The sequence below is a fragment of the Bradyrhizobium ferriligni genome, from assembly GCF_056837965.1.
Genome location: NZ_JBXEJO010000026.1, coordinates 13356 through 28952 on the forward strand (window position 1 = coordinate 13356; position 15597 = coordinate 28952).

Sequence of the window (15597 nt, forward strand, 5' to 3'; positions counted from 1 at the left end):
CGTGCCGGGTTTAGCCGCTCATTCTCCGATACAAAGTGTGGCCCAGGATGTGCTTTTCGATGCCGCAGAGCAGAGCGGCGAGCTTCCACCTCCTGGCTTCGATGCACCAGTGCTTTGGCAGCGAATGCGTTCAGCGACTTCATCGCCCGCGCAAAGTTTCACTCAGGAAGAGCTTTTCGATGCCGCGGATCGCGAGGACCTGCCGCCAGCGACGATCTTCAATGCACCGTCGCCTTGGCCAACGATGAGTTCAACCGCCCACTTGCCGGTAAAAGGTGTCGCTCAGGAAGGGCTTTTCGATTTGACCTGGCAGCCGCCGCAGAATTCCGCCTCTGAAAACTATTTTGGACGGATGATAAACCAAGGCGCTGCGGCCCAGAGCGCACTTGAGCAGACGTCCCCCCCAGCCAGCGAAAGCTTTGATGCTTCTTTGGTCGTTCCCAAGGACTTCACTCACGGTACCCAGCCTGCGCCGGATATGATGCGCTCCAAGCTGGGCCGATGGGGTCTGTTGCCCGATGCGGCACAGCGGGTAAAGACCTACGACATTCGCGGTGAACGCTATGCGGGCGCGTTGGGACCGGGAGGGTCCAATGATGTTCAGCTCATCCATCTGCGGTCTCCCGCTGTGGGCGATACGTTCGATGTGTCGTTTGCCGTTCCCAAGGATTTTTCGCATCGCACCCAGCTGGCTCCCGACATGATGCTGTCCACGTTAGGCAAGTGGGACTTCTTGCCTGTTGCGGAGCATCCGGTCATGAACTACGAGATTGGCGGCGAACGCTACACGGCCATGTTGGGACCGGGAGGACCCAATGACGTTCAACTCATTCACCACCCTCGGCCCGCTTTGCTGCGTGAAGCTACGCCTGCGGTGGGGAGGGCTTCCCCGGGTATCTATGTCGGTCTTGCGCCTGGGTTTGATGCACCGGCACCTTTCGAATGGTGCGAGGACGCTCCTTCGGCGCCGGCGCCAAACTATCCCCTGCCGTCTACCGCACCGGCATCGGTCCATCAGCCATCCCCTCAAGTGCCTGAACTCGGGGAATTGTTCGGCGACAACCGGAGGCACGGCCCCCGAGAGGCCTCGCCCGTCGTGATCGACATGCTGCAAAACCGTGGTCTCCTGCCGAGCCAGGATGTCCCAATGACCCGTTTTTTGATCCACGGTCAGCCCTACACGGCCGAAAGCCTGCCCGGAGGCCGCGTTCTTCTCTTTCATCGGCCGCTATTTGGCTGAACGAGGGGCTCGTCGGCACGTTGGGACAGCTGCCCAAAGGGACTCCCGAAGCCACGACGATCTTTTGCTTCCAGAGATCTTAGAACTGCGTTCCAAAGCTGTCAGCCAAACCCGACCATACCAGTCACAGCATGATCTCAAGCAGGATCGCATTCGGCAGCACCGGCACTTCAGACGACCAAATCCGAGAACACTCGGGATACAGGATAAGCACGCGCTAAAAAAACGATGGTTTGGCCGAGGATTAAGCGCGAATTATCGCGGGTTGGTGGACCAATCGGATTGGAAGGAATGTCTCACAATACTCGCAGACAAGGATGCGAACGTACTTTGGCGACCCGTTTTGGTTTAATGAGGCCCTTGGCTCCTGATCATTTGCCGGAACTACCGATCTGCCGATCACAAAGTTCCGATGAGGATAGTCGGCCCTCATACGGCGCCTTTGAGCAGACTGCCGCAACTTCGTGCAACTCGGACCCCGAACGAAAGACGGTCAGAAACAATCTGGCCGTCTTCACGATCTAGATTATCGTGCCATGTTCGGTGAAGCATCCACGCGTTAAGGAAACGGCTTCGAAGTGCGGTCCCTGCGCAGTGCTCTTCGTTTACCAGACGAACTTCGCGCCATCAGGCAAGTCGCAGATGAATTCGCCCTGGTTCACGAGTTCGGTGGTCCCGACGACAAGCTTCGAGGCCCGCACCGTGAGCTTACCTTCGCGGCTGAGGCTATGGCGGATGTACTCGGTGACGGCATGTCCGGCGCTGTCCACCGTTTGGTGCGCATTGGCGAAGCTGATGCCGTTCTGGGGCGTCACCCTAAAGGCATTGATGACCAGACCGGCCTGCGTCGCCGACGCAGGCTTGCTACCCTCCGCGTTGGCACAGCGGCTCATGTCTAGGATGAGCTTCACGTTCTTTCCGGTCTGCAGGGCATTGAGCACCTCGGTGTATTTCGGCGAAGGCTCGTCTGCTCTCGCCATCGCGCTCATGCCTGCGGCCGAAAGCAAGGACAACAGGATCGCTAGCCCTTTGCCAGTAAACTTCATACGCTCATCTCCTTCGATAAGTACCACAGATCGCACGTTGCAAGACGTCGTCCTCGCAAGCCGTTTGGCGGATTCCAGACATCAAGCACGCCGCGCCTGCGACAAAAACAACCTGTCGCGACCAGGCGCAAGGCGTTGTGACGGCTATTCCGACGTCACAACCTCGTAGGTCAGGTTTGCTAAAGTGGCCTGACCTCGTGCGACATCGCTGGAACGATTCGATCGAGCGCCGGCCGCTTAGAACTACAAACGGCAACCGGTCGCGCCAATCCAACGGAGGCCGATATGGCTGAGGGAATGCGGCCCCAAATGCGCCTAAGCGGGCGATTTCCGAAAGAGCACTTCGACCAACCGCATCTGCCAGCTTGTCCGCGTTGAGACCTAGCAAGGACTCTCTGCCAGCGGGCGATAGGCCGACAATGGGTGGCTGGCGAACAAGCTCAGTCAAGGCACCCGTAACCGCCCTCGTCGAACAGGATGCCAGATGGCACAAAGCAGTGTCGGCTTCTAATGTATCGCTTTGCGTGGCTTCCGTCTGACTGACCGCTCACCTCACTGAACTGAATTCATCTGGCACCCCTCAAACGGATACTGGCTTCCTTCCTGGTCCGTCAGCTTCTCGAAAGCTGCACCTGCAAAACTCCATGTCAACGGCCGGCACCCGAGGGGAGATGGAAGAAGAATGACTGTTGATCCACGAAATCCCGCAGATACTCCCTTTGAGGCTCACGGCGTCCTGAAGCAGCCGCACCGGGTGGACCGGCGGCCAGACGAGCTGAGCGCACACGCCGACGCGCCGGCACACAGGTCCGAGGATCAAGCACGCTTTGAGCAGCAGCTAGATGACTTGGATTCGGTCTACCCCGCGTCCATTCAGTCTCCCTTGCGGCAAATCCCGGGACGGCCACGTCTGTCCCGAGCGAGGTCGCCACGGAAGCCGGTCGCCATCCAGCCACATCATTTGTCGGCGCCCGCGCCAAGCTTGCCTCAACGCCGACAGGTGCCACGCTTGCTGCGCTCAGAAACGAGATCGACCTCGCGGACCAGCAATCAGCACGTCGGTCGCCAACGACCGCCGCTTTCGATGACAGAGTCGATCGGGACCGCATCTTCATCGATGCAGATGTGAATCCAATATGTTCATGGGCAGAGCGGCAACCAAAGATCGACCGCCTGTTTCTAGGCAGCAATATCGACGACTATCGGACCGCACGCGACGCATACGTACAGGCGTGATGGCACTGAACAGATAACCTAACGACCATGCTCTATCGCGAAAACGTGCATCCATGTGCAAACACCGAGGCAGCACACCAACAAAGGGCTTTGAGGATACGCGCAAATACCACGAACAATAGCCGGTACAGCATGCACATCAAGCGGCCATCAGGGGCTCAATCGCCGTCGACGTCCCGGGAGCGGGGTCCGACGCGTGCTGCCCATTTCGACCTGCCCTTCCAAATTGATCTTTGACGTCACTCATTGGGGCGGGCTTCGGCTATTGCCTGACATCGGTCCGGTCGCCGCGTTCGTGCCCGAGACCGAACCCGTGTCCTGAGCCGGAGAACGCCTTCGGCGTGATGCGGGACGCGCGTTTGATCGGAAGACCGTCAACAGGATCGCATGACCGAGCGCCGTAAACGCCGCATCAAACACGGCGAGCGGCGCAGCCGCCCTACGCCTATCCGCCTTTTGAATGCGTTCCATCAAAACAATTGATTTTTCCGATCCTGCATGAAGCCCCCATAGTCGGTAGCGGTCTTTGAAAGGAGCATTCAGGAATGTGGTGTGACAATCGATTCTCTGCTCAATCCCTTGCCGGTCAATTCCACTTCGGCAATCGCGCCTCTGCATCCGGGACGTCAAGCCTCACGCGTCAGATCAACGCTTCTTGCGGCCAGCCACAGTCTGCCTGCCGATCGCCACGTGTCAGGCGATCCGGCAATCGCACGCTTGCGCGCGCTACGGCTTCCGCCTTAACGCGCAGCAAGGATGCCTGCCTCATGCCGTCTTGCAGGTCAGGCCGCGTCATAGAATTTGGAGAGACGAAATGCTCACGACGTTGGAGAAAGTAAGACCGACCGCGGTCCTCAAAGCTATGACCGTGTCCAGACTGCCTCGCTATCGCTTCAAGACGCGCGCAAGTTTGAGGGTACGTTGTAACCAATTGTTAAAGGCACTTGAATCTCACCCAACGTCAGATTGTAGGATTTCCGACAACCTCGCGACACACAACCGCGATCGCGCGAACATTTCCCGACAGGTAGCAAGAATTGCGAACGTCTCTCACACTCAACGCCGCCCCGCTTCGCTCCGTCACGCGGATCGCTCACTCCTGTCGACGGCGTGTTCTCAACACCGCTTATGTGCAGCACGAAGGAATCAGTGCGACCCCTGTTGCAGCCGGATCAGGATTTAGCATTCGGGCCGAAAGCGGGCTCTGTTTACCTCGCACTGTCCGTGCAACACGCAATCAAAAACTCGAGCTCCGATCAGTCCGCTGCCGCTCAGCCAAGATGAGATGCAGCTGTCGCAATGACCTCAATCAGAGCCGTCGTAGTCCCGACGAGGGGCGCCCCTATCTGCCCCTCATTCACGACGGTCGATGGGGCGCAGCATCGGACGCGGCAGAACATCGGGATCGTTGGCGCCCTGCATGTCTATCACCGGCTAGGGAGCGGTTTTCTCAGTAGCCGGGAGGCGCATCGATCTGTTCGTCGTACATCGCGGCTCTGGAGGCATTGTCCAGATGCGTGGCGTGAAATTGTCATTCACGCGGAAAACCTTGCCTTATCGTGACTTGGCGACGCCACAGGCACGACAGCATAGCAAGGTTGACCGCGGGGCTGGGGCAAGGTGGAGAGTTCCAACAATGTCGGTTTCGCCAGGCTGCTCAGCCACAAATCCATCGGCTCGCTCCTGGGCTTTGGCTTCGATTACGCGCTCAAGCGCTATCATGATCGAAGACGGCTACTCAGTGCGTGCAGATATCACGGCGACCGATGCTCAGATCCGCCGATCTGCCGCAACGGCTTGCGGCTTCGTGAGTGATTTCACGAGTCTTCCCGGCACAGGGGGCCTGCCCGGCATCGACGACGACGCATGCAGTCACCGTCATGCCATTGCATTTTCCAATCTCATGATAAGGAGGTCACCGGGATTGATCGCCCGCCAGCACGATCCGCTTCGTCGCTGCCGCACTTTTGCGCTCACGCCAAAGCGGACGTCTGTTCTCTTCGAACCTCTTGATCAACCATGATGCGCTTAAGGTCTTGGCGTGGATGGACGAGAGGCGATGAAATGCGAATTCTCCTGGTTGATCATCATGCGGACTTTGCCCGTGCTGTGAAGGAAGCGCTCCTCTATTGCGGGTTTGCCGTTGACGTGACACGCACGCTTGATGAGGCGGCGGCCGCGCTGGATTGCGCCAACTACCACATTCTTTTGCTAGAATTGGTTCTGCCCGATGGAGACGGCTTGGATTGGCTGAAGCAGCTGCGGCGCGAGGGACGCTCAATGCCGGCCATTATGATGAGCAGTCTCAACGATCTCGGCCGGCGGATTGCGATCTTCAATGCGGGCGCGGACGATTTCCTCCCCAAACCCGTATCGACAGACGAACTCATCGCACGCATGCGCGCCATTCTGCGGCGGTCGACGCAAATGACGGCGCCGCTCGTGACATTCGGCAATCTGCATTTCGACCCCATTGCAAGGCAAGTCGCGGTCGGTGGTCGGATACTGAAGATTGCCCGCCGCGAAGTGTGCATTCTTGAACATTTGCTCAACCGTGCCGGCCGCACCGTGCCCCGCGCATCGCTGGAGGATAGTCTTTATGCGTTCGACGATGAGGTCTCGACCAATGCGCTGGAAGTCGGAATCTATCGCTTGCGCACGCATTTGAGCCAGTCGGGTGCGACGCTCAGAATCAAGACCGCGCGCGGCGTCGGTTACACCCTTGAACTCATTGAGGCAGCCTCGGCTGCCTGACTAAATCGAACTTGAAAGCAACAATCCCTTGAAGGTCATTTACAATGCTGCCGGCACTGATGGGCCGTCGATGGTCGCCAGAACGTCGCGCTGTGCCGTTTTATCTCGCCTCTGCTACGTCCTGTGCGGACTTGCTCTGCTGTTTTCATCTGCTGCGGCAGCCGAGATCAAGCGGGATGGCAAAGGAGAACCGCCACGCGCGGCGCCCGGCGGCACCTCCGGCACGTTGAACTTGACTACTTCACAGGGCAAGACAGTTCATCTGACCGCTGCGGCGGCGAGCATCTTTATTGCCGATCCGACGATTGCGGATTATCAGGCGCCGTCGAACACGACGATATTTGTGTTTGGCAAGAAATCCGGACGGACCAGCCTCTTTGCCCTGAACGAAAACGGCGAGGCTCTCGCCGAGTTGCGCGTGGTCGTTACACAGCCGATCGAGGACCTGCGAGCAACGCTTCGAGCCGAGGTCGGCGACTATCCGATCCAGGTCAGCTATACCCCACGCGGCGCTATCCTAAGTGGCACGGCGCCCAATGCCGAAGTCGTCGAGACCGCCAAGAAGGTTACCGAGCAGTTTCTTGGGGCCGGGTCACTGGTCGTCAACAAGATCCAGGTCGCCGGCTCGTTACAGGTGAATCTCAGCGTACGGGTCGCAGAAGTCTCCCGCAGCGCCGTCAAGGATCTCAATATCCATTTCACCGCATCCAGCCCGAACGGCGCCTTTTTGATCAGCGGCAAAGATGGCGGGTCCAGTGCGGCCAGCGGTGGCGGCACGATCGGCATCGGGTTTAGCGCCGGCAATACCAACCTCAGTGCTGTTCTCGACGCGCTCGCCAGCGAACACCTCGCCTCGATCCTGGCTGAACCTAATCTGACAGCGATGTCCGGCGAGTCCGCGAGCTTCCTTGCCGGCGGCGAATTCCCCATTCCTGTGATGCAGGATAATCGCCAGGTTTCGGTCCAATTCCGCCAGTTCGGCGTGAGCCTAGAATTCGTTCCGACGGTTCTCAACAATAATCAGATCAATGTCCGTGTGAAGCCCGAAGTCAGCGAACTGTCGAGCGAAGGCCAAGTCAAGATCAATGGCATAGAAGTCCCTGCCCTCTCGACGCGGCGGGCCAGCACCGTGGTCGAGCTCGCCAGCGGTCAGAGCTTTGCAATCGGCGGACTGATCAGGCGCAACTTCAACAACGACATCGGCGAATTTCCCTGGCTCGGCGACGTGCCGATCCTCGGCGCGCTGTTTCGCTCCTCATCGTTTCAAAAGCGCGAAACCGAGCTTGTCATTATTGTCACGCCTTACATCGTGCGGCCCGGATCGAACCCGAGCCGGATGAGTGCGCCGAGCGATCGCATCGCACCGCCGTCGGACGCGGGCCGCATTTTGACGAATACACTGGCGCGGCCGCCGAAAAACCGCGATGCGCCCCGCACCAGCGCACCTGGATTGACCGGCAGCGCCGGCTTTATCATCGAATGAGGATCGTCAAATGATCTTGCGACATCTGTGCCATTTGATCGTTATGGCGGCAACATTAGGTGGATGCGCAAATAGTGCTTCGGTCCGTTCCGAGCCAACTGAGCAAGCGATCCATGTGGAACAGAAGAGCAGCGTCTTGTTTCTGCAGAGCCTTCGTGGCTCCGAAAGGCATCGGCTGCGGAGTTTCATTGCGCGTGCCAGTGGCGGTCGGCGGGATGCACTCCATATTGATGTCACCGGCTCACCCCGCCTCATTGCACAAGTGGCCCACGAGGCCCGTGCCATGGGCATCGCCCCCTACAACATCCGCCTGGCCGCCTCCCCGATCGATCTGCCCGCCCACTTCGGGGTGCGGATCGAGGCGATCACCTTTGAGGCCCATCCTCCCGTCTGTCCATCGCTTTCCATCGTCGGGCCTGCAGTAAACGACAATTCATTCGATCCGACGCTTGGCTGCTCGACCAGAAACAATCTGGCAGTCATGGTCAACGATCCGCTCGACTTGCTGGATAATCGATCTGTCATGACAAGTAGTGGCGATCGCGCCGCCATTCCTGTTGCCAGCTACGGCACCTTTGCCCCGCCCAACAAGAGCAAAGAGGAAGACGGAGCGAGCAACAGGGCAACACCGGAAGCCCCCGCGGCGACGACGAGGGACGTACAGCCCCCTCGATGAGGGGCTGGCGCCACCGTCAAGATGATCCAGGGTTTTTCCGTTCCGAGTGATTGGGAACGGGTCTCTAGATTTTCGCTCTGGCGCGTTTCTTCACGCGAACCGGGACCCGCTTCGTCCGGAAGCACTCTAGACCAGCCCGCCAGCGTAAAGCGCTTTTGCGACCGCCTCGAAATACTGCGAAGGAACCGGGTTGCCGAGCTTTGCCGTGCCGAGCAGCTGTCGCGCCAGGACGTCGTCATCCACAATCTTGAGGCCCAGCGCCCGCGCCTCGCCAAACAGTTTGGAAGCAGTTTCGCCCTCACCACGGCAGACCAGGACAGGCACGCCGGTTTCGCCGCGGACATACCTCAACCCAACCAGGGTTGTGGACCCCCTTAGCATCAGGTTGGCGCGATGAACGCCAAGCGGAGCCTCGTTCGCGGACTCCTGGCGCAGACGCCGGTGTTCGCGTTTCACCTGCGGATTGCCTTGCTGTTCCTTGTTCTCGCGCTTGGCCTCGGTTTCGGTCATGCGCATCTCCTGCAGGAACAACCAGCGCTGGATTAGAAGATCAGTCAATCCACCGACGAGAAACGCCCCGCCGGCAATCCCGGCCAGCAGCTTGACCTCGGTGAAGACTAATCCGAGACAGCCCATGCCACAGAACGGCAAGTACACCAGCGCTTTCCAGCTAGCGGTCACGGTGAAGAAAAAGCACGTCCCGAGGAGCACTACCTTAACCAGAGTCTTGCCAAGCTCGATGGCCGATCTTTTCGATGCGATCCGCGTCAAGCCCTTGATGGGATCCAGTTTCTCAAGTTTCGGTTTGAGTGGCTCCGAAGCAAACATGAAGCCGCCATTGGTCAGAACATTAGCCAGAAGGGCAGCTGCCACGGCAGCCGCGAGTAAAGGCCCGACCGTTGCGATCGAAAGTTCCAGTAAGCCGCTGAGCGCCTGCGGAACGGCGCTCGTGAAAGGCTGCTCCTGCAGTTTGTCGATCAGCCGGACCGTTTCATGCCACTTGTCTTCGATCGCTCCCGCTCTCCACCACAGGCAGGAAAAACCGGCGCAGGCGCTGACCCCGCTCACCAAATCCGAACTGCGCGCGCTCTGCCCCTTCTTGCGTGCATCGCGCAGCTTCTTGGGTGTCGGAGGAAGCTTTTTCTCCTCGCTCGTGCCGCTCATTTCAAGAGCTTCTTGAAATGCTCGAGCACGTTGTTCGACGTCAGGATTTCAGCTCCCGCATATTCGAGGAGATAGACGGTGTAGCTGACCATGATGACGCCGAAGGCGACATTCTTGATCGTAGGCGAAAGATCGTTGAGCTTGAGCTGCGATGCAAAGCGGCCGAGCATCATGACCGACACGTCGATCAGCAGCAGCAGGGCCAGCATGGGCCCGGCGACCAATAGCGTCGTCAGCATGATATGATCGAGGAGGGTGAGGCATTCCATTGCCCCTTGTGCCGTGACCGCAGGCAGGAACCGATACACGGGCCAGATCAGATAGCTGCCATAAAGGCTGCTCACCATGGTCTGAAGGCCGCCAACCAGAACGAAGATCGTGACCGCAGTGACACCGAGAAAAAGCCCGGTTCCCGACGCCTGGCTGTGCGTCGCAGGATCTTCCGCCGCGACCTGGCTTGAGATTCCTCTCTGGGTATCGATGATGTCGCCGACGGCCTGGATGCTCCATAGGGGAATGCTGAGCAGGATGCCGAGCAGAAGGCCGACGAAGACCTCCTTCAAACCGAGCATGGTGACGCTGACCAGGCGCGTGTTCGGGTCGAGCGTCTCCAGGCCCAGCTTGACCTGCGCGAGGCACGGTAGTCCGATCGCAATCGTCAGACTGCTCCGAATCAGGCCGCTGATACGCGGCCGCGTAAAAACGGGAAGTACAAGCATGATGCCTAAGGCGCGGGCCGCGCTTAGGCCGGTTGCCGCGACAAGTTCGATGCCGCCCTGGACGAGAGCGTGCGCATCGGTGGGTGACAGGCCAGCCATCCAAGTCCCGCTAGTATCTTGCGGTGAGTGCAGGAAACTCGCTGAAAATGCGCTCGGCCTGTTCGATGAGCGGAGCACTGAGCACAGGAGAGAAGCCGGCGAGCACGGCGACGACGACCAGAAGCTTCACCGTCAGGGGCAAGGTTTGATCCTGGAGCTGGGTTGCCGCCTGGATGAGGCCAATGATCAATCCCGAAATCAGAGCTGCGAGGAGCGGCGGCAGAACCCAGATCATGAAAAGCACGAGCGATTGGCTCAGGTGCATAAGGATGCTGGCTTCGTTCATTGTCAACCTCCGGGCGTCGTGTAGCTTAGTACCAGCCCGTGCATGAGACGTGACCAGCCGTCGATGGTGACGAATAGAAAGAGCTTGAATGGAACAGATATTACTGTCGGCGATACCATCGACATCCCCATGGCCATCAAAATCGTCGTGACGATCAGATCGATGGTGATAAAGGGAAGATAGAGAAGAAAGCCGATTTCGAAGCCGCGCTTGAGCTCCGAGATCAGGAACGACGGCACAAGAATCACAAAATCATCAGCCGTGGCACTGCCGCGCATCTCCTCCGACCAGACATGTTCGGTCGACGATAGGAAGAACCGGCGCTGCTCTTCATTGGTGAACTTCTTCAGATGGGCGCGCAGCGGCTCCTGCCCCTCCTTGGCGGCCGTCACCCAGTCATCGAACGTTTGGTAGCGGAGTTGCGGATCCGTCAGGCGGTTGTAGGTCTGCTCAAACACCGGCGCGCTGATGAAGACCGTCAGGATCAGTGCCGCCCCATACAGGACAATGTTGGGCGGTATCGATTGGGTTCCGAGCGCGTTGCGCACCAGGAAAAGCACAACGGAGACCTTTATGAAAGCGGTCGTTGTAACGACTGCGAAGGCGAGCAGGCCGAGGCCGACCGTGATCGCAAGAAGCGCCAGGATGCTGGGTTGAATCTCAGTCATTGACCGCCAACCTGCCGCGTAACCTGACGGCAAGTTCCTCGCCAATCCGCACGATATCTCCGCGGCCGATATGCTGCCCGTTGGCAAGAATATCGACGGGGCCGTCAAGCGACCGGCCGAGTTCGAACACATGGCCTTCGTTGATGCTCCGCAAGGTTCCAATCGACATCGGCCAGCGGCCACATTCGAATACGAGCGTGATCTCGAGATTGTCGATATCGGCCTCGGAGGGGAGCTGTTGTGCTTGGAGTTGTGTCGTCATGTGTCCACTCTTCAGGGGGTGGGATTGCGAGCGGAATGGCCCCCGCAGGACCAGCCTTTCGCCAGCGATCTCGGCAGGAGCCCACAATGCGCTCGCAGTGAGGATGACCTGGCCTCGAGCAAGCGGAATAGCGTCCGGCAGCAGCGCATCGCCTTGCTGTGCCTGACGAACAAGGCCGATCGAGATGCGGAGCGAGCCAACCTGGCCTGCGACAATGACAGGCAGTTCAGAACGAAGCTTGGGCGTCTGTCGCGGCAATCGGCCAAGCAGTTCGCCCAGGACGCTGAACGCTGGTGGAACCAGAGCGTCAAGAGACGAGAATAAACGCAGGCGAGCCTTACTCGCGAGCTGACCATAGTCGACGTCGAATTCCAGGTATGGACCTGATTTCGCCGCTTCATCGGTGCGGAGAAGCTGCAAATTCCGCTGCATCAGTCGCTCCAGTGGAGCGAGCAACGGCTCTAGCGCCAGTTCAAGGACCAGCGAACGCGTCGGCTCGGAAGGTAAGCTCAGGCCGTTCTGTACGGTCGCAACCAGCGCTTCAGCAAGCGGGATGGGCAAGGACAGGACGAGCATTTCGCCGCCGGCGTCAAAGACGCAATCAAGCATCGACGTCTCAGTCGGCTCGACCTGCCAGACAAGGCGATTTATACGCAGCGATAGCGGCTTGTCGCCGAGACGGCTTTGCAGAGGTCCGCGGAAAACCGCGATCTCATTGAGCCACGAAACCACAGCATGCGAGAGGATCGGCTGCGCTCTGAATGGCACCGATCTATCCGGCCTCTGGGTCGCAGGCGACGCCTGCCCCTCACGGCATGCTGGCGCCAAGGTAGAAGTATCGGCCATCAGCTCGGCTCGTCTCCCCTTTGGGCGGACGCGCCTCTGCGGTGGCGAAGCAACACCTCATCATCGGCTTCAATCTCCGCGGCGGCTTCAACATGAGCATTGGTGCTTCGCTCAACGTCACGCTCGATCTCTTGCCATTTGTGGCATGCTGCCGAACGTTTGGCCCAAAGCGTCCGCGCCTCAAAGACTGCAGTCTCGGCCAGATCTTGAGCGGAGCGCGCCTCGTCAAAAACCCGCTGGGCTACCGCGATGTCCTCTGTGAGTCGGCCGATGATGAGATGATGGCGGCGCTCGAGTTCGCTGACAGATATCGCATCGTCCGATAACATCTGCCGATAGAGCTCGGCTTCGACCCTTGCGCGGTGTTTTTCGGCATTTGCAAGCTGCTCGCAAGCCTGTGCGACAGCATCGTCTGCGATGCGGCGCTTGGCTTCCATGTTGGACAGCTCACGAAGGGCACTCCGCTCCCTCATGTCCTTCACCAGCCGCAATTTCGACGCATGAGCACAGTTCATGCGGTCAGACGCGACATCCATGCCACCGTCTCCTCAAAATTGCATGCTTCGTCCTGGCCCTGGCGCAGGAACGTGCGCAACTCCTCGATCGAGGCGATCGCCCGGTCGGTCAGGGGATCGGAGCCTTGCTTGTATTCGCCGACCTTGATCAAGAACTCGGCCTCGGCGTAGCGCGAGAGCAGATCACGGAAGAAGGAAGCGGCCTTGCGATGCTGAACAGACACGATGGCGTCCATGACGCGGCTTCGGCTCGACAGCACATCGATTGCCGGAAAATGTTCTCGCGAGGCTAGCGCGCGCGAGAGAATGATGTGCCCGTCGAGAATGCCGCGTGTTTCTTCGGCGATTGGGTCGCCCGTGCCGTCACCTTCGATAAGCACGGTATAGAAGGCCGTGATGGAACCATGCTCGCCCATGCCGGCCCGCTCCAACAGGCCCGGCAGCAGCGCAAAGACGGAGGGCGGAAATCCGCGACGGGTCGGAGGCTCTCCTGCGGCAAGGCCGATTTCGCGCATCGCGCGGCTAAAGCGCGTCAAGGAATCCATCATCAGAACGACGCGCAGCCCCTGATCACGAAAATATTCGGCCAGCGCCGTCGCCATATGGGCGCACTGCGCCCGCTCCATGGCCGAACGGTCGGAGGTCTCAACAACGACGACCGAGCGGCGGAGCGCTTCGCCAAGATGGCGCTCGATGAATTCACGCACCTCTCGGCCGCGTTCGCCGATCAACGCGACAATCGTGACGTCGGCGGCTGCCCCCTTGACGATCTGCGACATCAGTGTCGACTTGCCGCAACCGGCGTCTCCATAGATGCCGATCCGCTGGCCTTCTCCACATGTCAGGAGCCCATCCAGGACACGAACGCCGAGCGGAAAAGAATGTTCGATACCGCGCCGTTTCATGGGGTTAGGCGCCTTACCACGCAGCGGACGCACTTCGCCGGCCTTTATGGGGCCCTTACCATCGAGCGGACGACCGAAACTGTCGATCACGCGGCCGAGCAAATCGGGGCCGACCGGCACTTCCTGCATTCGCCCGGTCGTGACGACTTCCGCACGGTTGGACAAGCCGACCATGTCACCGATCGGCGTGAGTAACACCCCGTCCGGCAACAAACCGATCACCTCGGCCTCGAGCGACCATCCGCTGCGGGGATCCTGCAAGAGGCATAGTTCCCCAACCCGGGCCTCCGGCAGGACGGCATGGAGCAGTGTACCGATCGCCCGCGTGATCCGACCGCGGACGACACGCGTGTCGATATGCTTAGCGGAATATCTCAAGGATGAGAGTGCGGCGTGGACGGCCCCTTCGTCAGCCGCAGCAGTATGGGTCGGTCGTTGCGTGGTCATGGCTCACCTTCGTGCGAAGGCAAGCCAAACCCCAAACGAAGCGCGCGCAGTTGCGCGGCAAGTCCGAGGTCGACATTGCCAAACTCGCTCCACAAAACGCATTGGTCCGCCGCGAGCGCCGGATCCGGCTCGATCCTGACCTTGGGCTGGCCATCCTGTCCATTGTAGGCTACGAATTCACTGGCAAGCAGATCGGCCTTTAAGGGCGATACGTGAAGGCAAACTTCCGTGTTCTTGTACTTTTGCTCGATCGCGTGACGAACACTGCGCACCAGCATCTCGCCCGGATCAAAGGCGCCAAGCAAATCGCGCACAATCTCAATGACCAGTTCGGGCAATTGCTGCTCCAGAACGGCCTTTCGCTGCGCGAGTTCACACGCAGCCTGCGCAATCAGTCGCGTCATTTCCTCTGCGCCCGCCTTGACGCCCTCGGCATGGCCGCGCCCCCGTTCCCGCTTATAAGCTTTGCGTCCCCAGTTGCGAACACGCTGCAGGTGCCGTTCGGCAGCGGCCCGCGCGTCTACGGCGTCATGCCAGATCTTGAGCTCGGCTGCCGGGATCAGGGGTCCAAGCGGGCGGATCTGCGGGGTCACAGGCAATGCTGGGACATCGACTGTCATACCGTGGCAGCCTCCGCCCTCAAATGGGCCATAACCACGGAGAGCAGCGGGCCTGCGGCACAACGGTGCTCAGCTGCCGGATTGTCCGCGGCGGTCCCAACGGGCAGGCGTAGAAGCACGCGGATACGGTCGAGCGCTGGAGCCTTGTCGAGCCAGGCGCCAAGACAGGCATATCCATCATCTTCAATCTGTCGCGACAGGCGTTCCGGATCGGCAATAGGCGTTGTTGCGACCGCACTGGATAAATGCCGGATGGCGAAAGCATGCGCTTCAGCACCGATCATTTCGACCAAAATTGATAGATCGTGCTTTGAAACCAGCTTCAGGACGGAGCGTGCATGCCAGATACTGCCGGCGAGCAGGGCAGCCCGCCGCGGACCATGCCCGAGCAAGGGATCCTCGTTCCAGCCAGCTCCGCTCACATCGACTTCGTGGCCGACCAGCAGTGCGGCCAGTCTTGGCTGCAGCCTAAAACTCTGCTGTAGTCGCAGCAACGTGGCCGGCGACAGCAGCGGATCAAGACAGGCAGCAAAACGGCTCGGATGGATCGAGGCAGTAAGCTCGCGCAATCGATCGGAAGCCAGCGTGAACGAACGATTGGATTCGGTGGGAGACATTGTTACCGACATGA

Annotated in this window: 15 protein-coding genes; 5 read left to right on the forward strand and 10 right to left on the reverse strand. The window is 59.5% G+C overall.

All coding sequences use genetic code 11. The features are described from left to right. Nucleotides 1-37: 37 nt before the first annotated feature. Nucleotides 38-1240 carry a hypothetical protein gene (locus AC1VNY_RS17085; protein ID WP_482406037.1) on the forward strand — a complete coding sequence of 401 codons (1203 nt, stop codon included), beginning with the start codon at nt 38-40 and terminating at the stop codon, nt 1238-1240. A gap of 605 nt (nt 1241-1845) precedes the next feature. Here the strand turns inward: AC1VNY_RS17085 and AC1VNY_RS17090 are convergent. Next, complete coding sequence (locus AC1VNY_RS17090) at nt 1846-2286, reverse strand: VirK family protein (RefSeq protein ID WP_482406038.1); 441 nt, start codon at nt 2284-2286, stop codon at nt 1846-1848. A 2956-nt stretch (nt 2287-5242) separates the two neighbouring features. On the opposite strand from AC1VNY_RS17090, the gene AC1VNY_RS17095 reads away from it, so the two are divergent. Genes AC1VNY_RS17095 through AC1VNY_RS17110 form a run of 4 tightly spaced genes read left to right on the forward strand, consistent with a single transcriptional unit; the run spans nt 5243 to nt 8435 of the window. Continuing rightward, nucleotides 5243-5545 carry a hypothetical protein gene (locus AC1VNY_RS17095; protein ID WP_482406039.1) on the forward strand — a complete coding sequence of 101 codons (303 nt, stop codon included), beginning with the start codon at nt 5243-5245 and terminating at the stop codon, nt 5543-5545. Between the two features lie 41 nt (nt 5546-5586). Next, nucleotides 5587-6276 carry a response regulator gene (locus AC1VNY_RS17100; RefSeq protein ID WP_212058988.1) on the forward strand — a complete coding sequence of 230 codons (690 nt, stop codon included), beginning with the start codon at nt 5587-5589 and terminating at the stop codon, nt 6274-6276. Between the two features lie 28 nt (nt 6277-6304). Continuing rightward, nucleotides 6305-7759, forward strand: coding sequence for a type II and III secretion system protein family protein (locus tag AC1VNY_RS17105; protein ID WP_482406040.1), 1455 nt, complete (start codon nt 6305-6307; stop codon nt 7757-7759). Nucleotides 7760-7769: 10 nt separating this feature from the next. Then, entirely contained in the window at nt 7770-8435 is a 666-nt protein-coding gene (locus AC1VNY_RS17110) for a CpaD family pilus assembly lipoprotein (protein ID WP_482406041.1), read from the forward strand. Between the two features lie 126 nt (nt 8436-8561). Here the strand turns inward: AC1VNY_RS17110 and AC1VNY_RS17115 are convergent, their stop codons facing one another. From AC1VNY_RS17115 to AC1VNY_RS17155, 9 genes are all read right to left on the reverse strand, one after another. Further along, nucleotides 8562-9599 carry an EscU/YscU/HrcU family type III secretion system export apparatus switch protein gene (locus AC1VNY_RS17115; protein ID WP_482406042.1) on the reverse strand — a complete coding sequence of 346 codons (1038 nt, stop codon included), beginning with the start codon at nt 9597-9599 and terminating at the stop codon, nt 8562-8564. Then, on the reverse strand, nt 9596-10417 hold the full coding sequence (gene sctT / locus AC1VNY_RS17120) for a type III secretion system export apparatus subunit SctT (protein ID WP_482406043.1): 822 nt from the start codon (nt 10415-10417) through the stop codon (nt 9596-9598). Before sctT ends, AC1VNY_RS17115 begins: the two co-directional genes overlap by 4 nt. Before the next feature lie 10 nt (nt 10418-10427). Next, a complete protein-coding gene (locus AC1VNY_RS17125; RefSeq protein WP_016844749.1) occupies nt 10428-10703 on the reverse strand; it encodes an EscS/YscS/HrcS family type III secretion system export apparatus protein in 276 nt (91 codons plus the stop codon). A gap of 2 nt (nt 10704-10705) precedes the next feature. Continuing rightward, the gene (gene sctR / locus AC1VNY_RS17130) at nt 10706-11371 is read right to left on the reverse strand and encodes a type III secretion system export apparatus subunit SctR (protein ID WP_028343882.1); all 666 of its coding nucleotides are present in this window, start codon (nt 11369-11371) and stop codon (nt 10706-10708) included. Further along, the gene (gene sctQ, locus AC1VNY_RS17135) at nt 11364-12365 is read right to left on the reverse strand and encodes a type III secretion system cytoplasmic ring protein SctQ (protein ID WP_482406102.1); all 1002 of its coding nucleotides are present in this window, start codon (nt 12363-12365) and stop codon (nt 11364-11366) included. Before sctQ ends, sctR begins: the two co-directional genes overlap by 8 nt. 113 nt (nt 12366-12478) lie before the next feature. Continuing rightward, nucleotides 12479-13015 (reverse strand): hypothetical protein, encoded by a 537-nt coding sequence (locus AC1VNY_RS17140; RefSeq protein WP_482406044.1) that lies wholly within the window; start codon nt 13013-13015, stop codon nt 12479-12481. Then, nucleotides 12991-14346, reverse strand: a complete 1356-nt coding sequence (gene sctN / locus AC1VNY_RS17145; RefSeq protein WP_482406045.1) for a type III secretion system ATPase SctN — start codon at nt 14344-14346, stop codon at nt 12991-12993. The genes AC1VNY_RS17140 and sctN overlap by 25 nt, the downstream gene beginning before the upstream one ends. Continuing rightward, complete coding sequence (gene sctL, locus AC1VNY_RS17150; protein WP_482406046.1) at nt 14343-14966, reverse strand: type III secretion system stator protein SctL; 624 nt, start codon at nt 14964-14966, stop codon at nt 14343-14345. The genes sctN and sctL overlap by 4 nt, the downstream gene beginning before the upstream one ends. Continuing rightward, on the reverse strand, nt 14963-15595 hold the full coding sequence (locus AC1VNY_RS17155; protein ID WP_482406047.1) for a nodulation protein NolU: 633 nt from the start codon (nt 15593-15595) through the stop codon (nt 14963-14965). Before AC1VNY_RS17155 ends, sctL begins: the two co-directional genes overlap by 4 nt. Between the last annotated feature and the right edge of the window lie 2 nt (nt 15596-15597).